The 9641-nt window shown below is 66.8% G+C and carries 9 protein-coding genes; 7 read left to right on the forward strand and 2 right to left on the reverse strand.

From position 1 onward, the window contains the following. The 3 genes from FVW20_RS00660 to FVW20_RS00670 all read left to right on the forward strand — a co-directional run. The coding region (locus tag FVW20_RS00660) for an aminopeptidase (protein ID WP_196607859.1) at positions 1 to 661 on the forward strand (661 nt) is incomplete at its 5' end. 247 nt (positions 662 to 908) lie between these two features. Next, a complete protein-coding gene (locus FVW20_RS00665) occupies positions 909 to 1232 on the forward strand; it encodes a hypothetical protein (protein ID WP_167124715.1) in 324 nt (107 codons plus the stop codon). Between the two features lie 299 nt (positions 1233 to 1531). Beyond that, a complete protein-coding gene (locus FVW20_RS00670; protein WP_196607860.1) occupies positions 1532 to 2524 on the forward strand; it encodes a pirin family protein in 993 nt (330 codons plus the stop codon). A gap of 138 nt (positions 2525 to 2662) precedes the next feature. Here FVW20_RS00670 and FVW20_RS00675 read toward each other — a convergent pair whose 3' ends face one another. Both FVW20_RS00675 and FVW20_RS00680 read right to left on the reverse strand, forming a co-directional pair. Next, positions 2663 to 2995, reverse strand: coding sequence for a PilZ domain-containing protein (locus FVW20_RS00675; RefSeq protein WP_196607861.1), 333 nt, complete (start codon positions 2993 to 2995; stop codon positions 2663 to 2665). Positions 2996 to 3252: 257 nt separating this feature from the next. After that, a complete protein-coding gene (locus FVW20_RS00680; protein ID WP_196607862.1) occupies positions 3253 to 4218 on the reverse strand; it encodes a tetratricopeptide repeat protein in 966 nt (321 codons plus the stop codon). Positions 4219 to 4723: 505 nt separating this feature from the next. Here FVW20_RS00680 and FVW20_RS00685 point away from each other — a divergent pair. The 4 genes from FVW20_RS00685 to FVW20_RS00700 form a co-directional block, all read left to right on the forward strand. Further along, positions 4724 to 6130 (forward strand): sensor histidine kinase, encoded by a 1407-nt coding sequence (locus FVW20_RS00685; protein WP_196607863.1) that lies wholly within the window; start codon positions 4724 to 4726, stop codon positions 6128 to 6130. A 628-nt stretch (positions 6131 to 6758) separates the two neighbouring features. Continuing rightward, positions 6759 to 7490 (forward strand): amino acid ABC transporter ATP-binding protein, encoded by a 732-nt coding sequence (locus tag FVW20_RS00690; RefSeq protein WP_015946413.1) that lies wholly within the window; start codon positions 6759 to 6761, stop codon positions 7488 to 7490. Positions 7491 to 7641: 151 nt separating this feature from the next. Continuing rightward, entirely contained in the window at positions 7642 to 8469 is an 828-nt protein-coding gene (locus FVW20_RS00695; RefSeq protein ID WP_196607864.1) for a transporter substrate-binding domain-containing protein, read from the forward strand. Positions 8470 to 8660: 191 nt separating this feature from the next. After that, a partial coding sequence (locus FVW20_RS00700) for an amino acid ABC transporter permease (RefSeq protein ID WP_196607865.1) occupies positions 8661 to 9641 on the forward strand: 981 nt, incomplete at its 3' end.

Here is a 9641-nt window from a genome sequence, read left to right on the forward strand (position 1 = left end):
CGCCACATGGGCCCGCGTGGCCAGGCAGGCCGAGGGCATCCGCACGAAGCTGGACGAACTGGGCGACGCCACCCTGCACGTGGAGGCCGACGGCACCGACCTGCGCCTGCGCGTGGGACGCATGCGCCGCTGGGCCGGGGTGACCGGCCGCAACATTCCCAGCTTCGAACTGTACGTCTCGCCCGACTGGCGCAGCGTGGAGGGGGTGTACACCGCCGATCTGCCGTCGTTCCGTTCCGGCAACATCGTGCAGGGGGTGCGGCTGGAATTCCGGCAGGGCCGGGTGGTGCGGCTGGACGCCGAACAGGGCGAGGGCTTTGCCACCGGGCAGTTGAACAGCGACCCCGGCGCGGCCATGCTGGGCGAATTCGCCGTGGTGGACCGGCGCTTCTCGCGCATCACCCGGTTCATGGCCAACACCCTGTACGACGAGAACCACGGCGGACCGCACGGGTCCATGCACGTGGCCCTGGGCCAGTCGTACGCCAACACCTTTTCCGGCCCGTCGGACGAACTGACCGCCGACGCCCGGCGCGAACTGGGCTTCAACAGTTCCAGCCTGCACTGGGATCTGGTGGCCACCACCCCGCGCAGGGTCACCGCCGCCGCACCGGGGGGAAAACGCGTGGTAGTCTACGAGGACGGGGAGTTCCGGCTGTAGGCCGTTCCCAAGTGCGTTCTTTTTTATACGCCTCCGGCGGGCAGGACGGCAGCTGTTACACGAGCCTCCGAGTGCTGCGGATGGCGATCGCAGCGCGGACTTCGTCCCCTGCGCCCCTTGATTTATCCAGGTTGTGAGCGGTGTCATGATGGGGGTGCAGGGGGCATGCAAAAAAACGGATACCCCACTCGCCAAAGGCGCACGATAAACATCCGCAGACAACGGGACACACGCAAAGGAAACCCGCATGGCCCGCGACATGATTCAGGAAAAGGTCTACGGCTCGGTGTGGCCCGCCGGGCAGGCCATGCTGCGCGCGGCGGCCACGGCCATCGGCGAGGAATGGGTGGAACTGGAGGGCGATCTTTTGCGCATCGCCTACGAAGGCCCGTACTGCGACGCACAGGAACTGGCCGACGCCATCGCCCCGCACCTGACACCGGACTGCCAGGGCCGCATCGACCACATCGACATGGACGCCTGGCGGCTGACCCGCTACCTGATCACCGGCACGCAGATGAAGAAGTCCAGCGCCGGGCTGAACCACGTGCTGGCCTATTCCGGACATTAGCAGGGTGAGGGGGCGGCTGCCCCGCGTCACCGCCCTGCCTCCACCGCCCGTTCGTCTCTCGCCTGCGGCCTACCTTGACTCGTCTGGTTCTGGTCTGGCTCTGATCTGGCCTCGCTGCGGCCCGCCTTGCGGCGTGCCCCGCCTCCGTTCCCCTCCCGATATTTTCCCCGCGCCTTGCCCCCGCCTGCACGCTGTGCCAAGGTGGCGCAAGGTCCGTGGTGCGCACTGCCGTCCGGCGACGGCACGGGGCGGCCACGGCCTGCGGCACACCGCCATCACGGCAACAAGGGAGGCGCGCCATGCCGAGAAACGTCGAACTCGTCCTGCACGGGGAACCGGTCACCGAAGGCGCGGGCGTGCGGCTGCGCCGCATGTTCGGCTACTACGAGGCCCCCATGTTCGACCCGTTCCTGCTGCTGGACGACTTTCGCTCCGACAGGCCGGAGGACTTCATCAAGGGCTTTCCGTGGCACCCGCACCGGGGCATCGAAACCATCACCTACATCCTGCGCGGCGACGTGGAACACGGCGACAGCATGGGCAACAAGGGGGTCATTTCCTCCGGCGACGTGCAGTGGATGACGGCGGGCAGCGGCATCATCCACCAGGAAATGCCCAAGGGCGATGCGCACGGAGCCATGCACGGATTCCAGTTGTGGGCCAACCTGCCCGCCAGCCACAAGATGATGGAGCCGCGCTACCGCAGCATCACGGCGGCGGAAATCCCCGTGGCGCAACTGCCGCAGGGCGTGACGGCCAAGGTTATAGCCGGGACGGCGCACGGCGCGGCGGGACCGGTGACGGGCCCGGCGGCGGACATCGTCACCGACCCCGGCTATCTGGACCTGACCATTCCGGCGGGGGTGACGCACGCGCACCCCGTGCCGCACGGCCATACGGCCATCGCCTATGTCATTGACGGGACAGGGGTAATTATCGGGACGGGTGGGGAGAGAGCGGGAGCAACGGTCGGGGACGGCGCCGGGGAAACGGCCGTGGCCAACCGCACCCTGGTGCTGTTCGGACGGCCCGAGGGCGCCAGTCCTGCGCAAGACGGGAATGAGCCGGGAGGAGGCGACGCCGATCCCGGGGACGGCGGCGACAGCGTGGTCGTTCGCGCGGGCCAGGACGGCCTGCGCCTTTTGCTGTTCACGGGGCGTCCGCTGGGCGAGCCCGTGGCCTGGCGCGGCCCCATCGTCATGAACACCGACGCGGAACTGGAAACCGCATTCCGCGAGGTGCGGGCGGGCACCTTCATCCGCCACCCGACGCCCGCCGGGCTGGACCGGTAGGCGCGGCTGCGGGGCACCACTCATCCGGATGACCGTGATGCCGCCGTGGCAGGCCGTGACAGGCCGGACAGGTCGTGACAGGCTGGCAAGAGGGGCAGGGCAGGCCGCAATCCCCCGCAGGGTGCGGAATGCACCTGCTCAGCAGACCTCGTCCAGCATGTCCATGATGTCGTCCACGTTGAAGGGCAGCACGTCGTCGAAGCAGATGCCCGCCTGCACGCCGCTGCACCAGGCAACCCGCCCCTGCGCCCCTTCCAGGGCTCCGGCCAGGGCCTTGGGCACCTCCACCAGGTTCACCACTTCGCCAAAGGGCAGCCCTTCCGTTGCGCAGAAGGGGGGCAGTTGCAGCATCACCCCTCCCGCGCTGATGTTGCCGAGCATGCACGGCAGGTCTCCGGCGTCGCGGCGCAGGGTGACGAAGCAGGGGCAATCCAGTTGCAGCCGGGGAAAGACACGGCGGTCGTCGCTCATTACTTCTCCTTGCCGGATGGGCCGCGGGGCCATGCCGCCGGGGCCGGGTGCTGCGGCGGTGCCGCCATGATTGGTCTGGATGCCGCCCCTGGACCGTGACGGACAGTGACGGATCGTCAAGGGTCGGCATGATCCCTCCCATGCCGCGGCCCATGCCCGTCCCGTAATGCTTCCGCCATGCGTCCACGACATGCACGGGGCATGCGCAAGGCATTCGCCCGGCATGGCTGCCCCGCTCCGCGCGGGGCATAAGATCGTCATGCGCCGGGCTTGCCCGGTGTCGGGGTGTCGGGCTGCGGTGCCGCCGGAGCAGAGTCGCCGCCACCGGCATTGTCCGGATCGATACCATCCGGGCCTGCATCGCCCGGAGCGGCATCGCCCGGACCGGCCTTGTTCGGATCGGCCTTGTTCGGATCGGCCTCGATCGGCGCCTCGCCCCCCTCCGACGCGCCGGAGCGCATCCCGGTCAGGACGAAACGCAAGAACTGCCCGGCCACGGCCAGCCCCGGATTGACCGCCAGAGCGCGGCGCAGACTGTCGGCGGCCTTCTCGGTCCGACCCGTTTCGTAATACACCCGCGCCAGGTTGAACAGGATGCGGTCTTCCTGTCCGCTTACGGCCAGGGCTCGTTCGTAGTAGTATTCCGCCGCCGCGTAGTCGCCGCGCCTGCGCAGGTCTATGGCCACCCCGGCCACCCGGTTCTGGAAGTCGGGCACCATGCGCAACCGGCACATGCCCGCCAGCATGGCCCGCAGATCGGGCACGTCGTGCGCGCGGGGCACCAGTCCCGCTCGGCCACGCAACACGGCCAGCAGGCCGTCCAGCACGCGCAACTGGTCGAAGGGCAGGGCCAGCGGGCTGAACTGCTCCACCGAAAAGGGTACGTCCGTCGGCAATTGGTCGATGTAGGCGGCCAGCGCCTCGGCTGCCGGGCGGATGAATTTATCGTAGCAGTCCGCGTCTGGCAGGAAGTGCTCGATGAAATCGGCCTCCGGCAGTTCCTTCACCAGGCCCGAGGGCAGGTACGCGTCGGTCAGCGGCTGCAGGATGTAACATCCGCCATCTGCCTTTTCTGCCCGGTCTGGCCGGTCTGCCCCGTCTGCCCCATCTGCCTGACAGGCCGCCAGCCAATGAATCCTTTGCGAAACTTCCCTGCTCGTGGAGCCCATGCCCGTGTGCTCGGTACGCACGGAAACATACACTCCCAATACCTGCGGCACCATGTGCCCCCCCTTCCCGCACGGGTCTGGCCACTTGTCCGGATGACCTGTTGCACCAATCAACCCGGCGCTTTCCATGTCCCCGGCGGTGGCATGCCGTTCCCAGAGGCAGTCCGCGCCACCGCGCGTTCCCGATTCTTCACGGGGTGATGGCATGGCGCGCCCCGCCGCGTCAATGAGACTTGGAGATGCCCGGGAACCGCATGCGCACCCGCGTGCATGCCCGGCCAGGCACGCCGCAAACCCGACGGACACGCTGCAACCGCCCCAGACATGCGCAAACCCGGCCCGGACCCTTGGCGCGGCGCATGAAATGATGCATGATGGCGACGGACCCGCAGCCATCGGATGCCCCGCCATCCACCGCCATTGCTCGGCATGCGCCGCCCCCGGCACCTGTCACGAGCGGACCGCCAAACCGGGCAGCCCCAATGCCGGAACGTCCGGTTCCGGGCGCCCGCCCGGCCCCAGAAAGCCCCGCAGGCCGCGGGTAGCCCAGCAGGTTGTCATGACGTCCGAACAGCCCCCCGCCCCACCGGCGTCCTCCAATCCGCCGTCCAATTCCTCACCCCCCGCTCCGCCGCCGGTGATGGGTGTCGATCACGTTTCCGAACGCATCCGGGCCAAGCTGGCCGACCACACGCGCTACAACTTCAGCGCGCGGCAAATCCGCGCCTTCAACGTGTTCTTCGACCTGGCCCAGGAATTCGACGCCCTGCCCGACCTGTACGCCCTGGCCGTGCTGGTGCCGCGCATCCTGTTCGACATGCAGGCCGAGTTGTACGTGCTGGACCCCTCCGGCACGCTGGTGCGCCGCAATCCGGACATGCCCCCCTTCGCGGACAGCCCGCCCCAGCGCGACCACCTGGCGGAAGGGCCGCACATGCAGGACGGGCAGTACCGCATCCCCGTGCGGGGCCGCCATGCCGACCGCGAAAGCCTGCCCTTCACCCCCGTGGGCGACGTGCTGGGCATGATGGTGCTGCACCCTGTTGCGCCGCTTACCGAACACGACCGCTTCTACTACGAAAAATACGCCAACCGCGTGGGTTTCCAGTTGCACAACCGGTTGCTGCACATGAAGAACCGCGAGCACATCCGGTTCATCCGCAGCCTGGTGCACGACATCGGCCATAACGTCATCGTGCCCAACATGTACTTCAAGCTGCTGTTCCGGCAGCTGGAAGGCAAGATACAGGCCATGGGCGAACTGCGCGAAACCCTCAGCGCGGGCGGGCGCATGCCCAGCGGGCCGGAGGCCGAGGCCATCCGTCAGCTGGGCTACCTGCACGAGCGGCTGGACGAGCAGTACCGCGAAATCTATCGCCATTTCCTGCAATCCAGCCTGTTTCTGGAAACGCTGCTGCGCCAGAGCCACTTCGACCAGGGGCACTACGTGCTCCAGAAGATGGAAATCGACATCGCCCAGCGCGTGGTGGTGCCGCAGCTCGAACGCTTCCGGTCGCGGCTGGAGGAAAAGGGCATCAAGGTGCGCATCGACATGCGCCCGAACTGCGAACATGTACGCGTTTCCGCCGACGTGGGGCTGATCAGCCAGGTGCTGGCCAACCTCTTGTCCAACGCGGTGAAGTACACCCGCCCCACGCCGGGTGCGCGCCGCCAGGCCGTGCACTGCCGCATCTGCCGCGTGGCCGATGCCTTCGGCCCCGGCAAGCCCGGGGCACGGGTGGAGGTGTTCACCACCGGTCCCGCCGTATCCGCCGACGACACCCCCCACCTGTTCGAACCGGACTTCCGGGGGTCCAACACCCATGGCGAATACGGCACCGGGCACGGCCTGCATTTCGTGCGAGAGATCGTGGACCTGCATGGCGGACGCGTGGGCTACGAGGCGCAGGAAGGCGGCAACGCCTTCTACTTCCTGCTGCCCTGCGACACCCCGGCCCGGGATTGATCCCCCCCCCCTGCGGAACTGGAGGCTGCCGGATTGCCTGCCCGGCACGCTGGCGGGGTGTCGGGCTGTCGGGTTGCCTGATTGTCGGGTTGCATGGTTGCTGGCCCACTGCCCCCCGCCCCCCCCCAGTCCCGCTGGTCTCGCTGGCAGGGCTGTCCCGCTGGTCCCGCTGGCAGGGCTGCCCCGGTCTGCCAGGCTGTCCTCATGCCGCCCGACCTTGCGGCGGCCCGCGCGATGCGACGCAACCCTCCGCACCTGCGGCAACGCGCGTGCAAATGGCAGGGGCACCCCCGCCAATCGCTGACAATTTCGCAAAAACACGTCATCGTACCGGGGCCGCAACAGCCTTCAATCGTGCCAACCGCCCGCCATCAAGGGCGATACCCGATGCGGGCCTGCAGCGGAACCGTGACGCAACGCCGCGAATTGAAACATTAATGTCAAAAGCGTAACCCCACGGGTTGCCCGCATTCCCGTATTCTGCTACTTCGCAGGCGCGGGGCGTGTCGGCAGCCGCCGTGGCATCATCAGCCCGGTCGCCGCACCGTGCGCGGCTGAGCACAACATCGTGCGCAGGACCGTGCGCAAGACTGCCCCAGCCCGCCCAGACCGAACCGTGGAGCACCGCGTGATCAAATTCGACCATGTGCACAAGTGGTACGCCAGCGGACTGCATGTGCTGCAGGATATCACCCTTGAAATCAAGCAGGGCGAGGTTGTCGTCATCTGCGGGCCCAGCGGGTCCGGCAAGAGCACGCTGATCCGCTGCATCAACAAGCTGGAGCCCATCCAGAAGGGCCACATCGTCGTCGACGGCGTGGACATCAACGACCCGCGCACCAACCTCACCATGCTGCGCGCCGAGGTGGGCTTCGTCTTTCAGCAGTTCAACCTGTATCCGCACATGACCGTGCTGGAAAACATCACCCTGGCCCCCCTGCTGGTGCGCAACACCCCCCGCGCCGAAGCCGAAAAGACGGCCATGGAACTGCTGGAAAAGGTGAACATTCCCGACAAGGCGGGCGCCTACCCCGGCCAGCTTTCCGGCGGGCAGCAGCAGCGCGTGGCCATCGCGCGCGGCCTGGCCATGAAGCCGCGCATCATGCTGTTCGACGAACCCACCAGCGCGCTGGACCCGGAAATGATCAACGAGGTGCTCGACGTCATGCGCCAGCTTGCCCGCGAGGGCATGACCATGGTCTGCGTGACGCACGAAATGGGCTTTGCCCGCGAAGTGGCCGACCGGGTCATCTTCATGGACCAGGGCGTCATGGTGGAAGAAAACACCCCAGAGGCGTTCTTCAGCAATCCCGTCCACGACCGCACCAAGGAATTCCTCAGCAAGATTCTCACGCACTAGACATCCGCCCCGCATGCGGGGCACACGCCTTGACTGTCGCCTTTCTTGCCGTTGTCGGCCCGCCGCCCCTTTTGCCGAAGGGGCCGCAGCCCCTCTGGGGGCCTGCCCGCATGTGCGGGGGCCATGGGCAACCCAAAACAGGGAGAAGGATATGCGCTTGGTCAAACTGCTTGCAATGGCTTCGGCCCTGACCGTGCTGATGGCCTCCGTGGCCATGGCCGGTCCGGTCTTCGACCGCATCCAGAAGGAAAAGAAGATCCGCGTCGGCATCATGACCGACTCCATCCCCGGCGCCTTCTACAATGAAAAGGGCGAGTGGGGCGGCTTCGACTACGACATGGCCACCGAAGTGGCCAAGCGCATGGGCGTGGAAATCGAACGCGTCCAGGTGAACAACAAGACCCGCATCGCCCTCGTGCAGTCGGGCCAGATCGACCTTTCCGTGTCGAACATGACCCACACCCGCGAGCGCGACAAGTCGGTCGATTTTTCGCTGACCTACTTCTTCGACGGCCAGAAGATCCTGGCCAAGAAGGGCCAGTTCAAGTCCGTGAAGGACATGGTGGGCAAGAAGATCGCCACCATGCAGGGCACCACCTCCGAAGTGAACGTGCGCCGCGCCCTGAAGGAAGCCGGTGACCCCAACGCCGAAACCAACGTGATCTCCTTCCAGAAGGAATCCGAGTGCTTCCAGGCGCTGCAGAACGGTCGCGTGGCCGGCTGGTCCACCGACGCTTCGATCCTGGTCGGCTACGCCGCCAAGACCCCCGGCCAGTTCGAACTGGTGGGCGACTTCCTGTCCGACGAACCCTACGGCATGGCCATGCCCCAGGACGATTCCGCCCTGCGCGACGCCGTGAACGCCGCCATCCAGGACATGTGGAAGGACGGCACCTACAAGACCATCTACAACAAGTGGTACGGCCCGGGCACCCCGTTCGAAATGCCGCTGGCCGGCCAGATCGAAATGTGGCCCTAACGGTCCACACCTGCTGAATATTGTGCGCAAGCCCGGCCCGTCCGGGCTTGCGTATTGTTGAAGACCCGCGCACCAGCGCGCGGGCGGGCGGCAACCCTGCGGCCGCACGCCCGCACATGCACCAAGACCACGCACGCGCCGCCGCAACCGCACCCCGCCGGGGCACGGCGCGCCCCTCTCCGGAACGGCACATGATCCGATACTGGCTGGAAAAGACCTGGGTCCAGAACGCGGTCCTCATCTCGCTGGCGACGTTCGCCATCTACTACTGCGGCTGGGTCTTCGACTTCGGCTACGAATTCAAGTGGAGCATGCTCTTCACGCGCAACGAGACCTACGGCGTGGTCATGGGCGCGGAAATCCTGAAGGGCCTTGCCAACACGGTGCGCATCTCGCTGATCAGTTCGGCCATTGCGCTGCTGCTGGGCACCATGCTGGGGCTTGCGCGGCTTTCGCTGTTCCGCCCGTTGCGGGTCACGGCCACCTGCGTCATCGAGTTCTTCCGCAACACGCCGCTGCTCATCCAACTGTTCTTCTGGTATTTCGCCTTTCCGGCCATTCTGCCCGACAACGTGCGCGAGGCGCTGTTCTCCATCCAGTTCGAATTCTGGTGCGCCACCATCGGCCTGTCCATCTACACCGCCTCGTTCATGGCCGAAGTGATCCGCGCCGGGCTCCAGTCCATTCCCAAGGGCCTGCTGGAAGCGGCCTACTCCTCGGGCCTGTCCTATTTCCAGGTGCTGCGCACCATCATCCTGCCGCTGGCGTTCCGGGCCATCATTCCCCCGCTGGGCAGCGAGTTCCTGAACAACATGAAGAACTCGTCGCTGGCCATGGTGGTGGGCGTGGCGGAACTTACCTGGCATGCCCAGCAGGTGGAATCGCTGACCTTCAAGGGCTTCGAGGCCACCAGCGCCGCCACGGTTCTGTATCTCTCGCTGTCGCTGATCATCTCGTTCATCCTCAACGGGGTGAACGGACGCATGCGGCTGGACACCGCCCCCGGACGATCGGTTCCGGTGCTGGTGGTGGGCGCGCTGCTGGCGCCCTTCGGGATCATCCGCCGCCTGTTCATCCGGCCCGTCACACGCGCCCTGCGGGCCCGCCGCCGCGCCGCCGCCCAGACCACCTACACCCCGCTGGCGGCCATGCTGCACCAGTTGGGCAGGCAC

It is taken from the genome of Nitratidesulfovibrio oxamicus (genome assembly GCF_015731765.1).
GTDB classification, from domain to species: Bacteria; Desulfobacterota; Desulfovibrionia; order Desulfovibrionales; family Desulfovibrionaceae; genus Cupidesulfovibrio; species Cupidesulfovibrio oxamicus.

Bases quoted from the DNA above. Each gene is read 5' to 3' on its own strand.
- FVW20_RS00665 (WP_167124715.1), top strand. From the start codon at position 909: ATGGCCCGCGACATGATTCAGGAAAAGGTCTACGGCTCGGTGTGGCCC.
- FVW20_RS00670 (WP_196607860.1), top strand. From the start codon at position 1,532: ATGCCGAGAAACGTCGAACTCGTCCTGCACGGGGAACCGGTCACCGAA.
- FVW20_RS00675 (WP_196607861.1), bottom strand. From the start codon at position 2,995: ATGAGCGACGACCGCCGTGTCTTTCCCCGGCTGCAACTGGATTGCCCC.
- FVW20_RS00680 (WP_196607862.1), bottom strand. From the start codon at position 4,218: ATGGTGCCGCAGGTATTGGGAGTGTATGTTTCCGTGCGTACCGAGCAC.
- FVW20_RS00685 (WP_196607863.1), top strand. From the start codon at position 4,724: ATGACGTCCGAACAGCCCCCCGCCCCACCGGCGTCCTCCAATCCGCCG.
- FVW20_RS00695 (WP_196607864.1), top strand. From the start codon at position 7,642: ATGCGCTTGGTCAAACTGCTTGCAATGGCTTCGGCCCTGACCGTGCTG.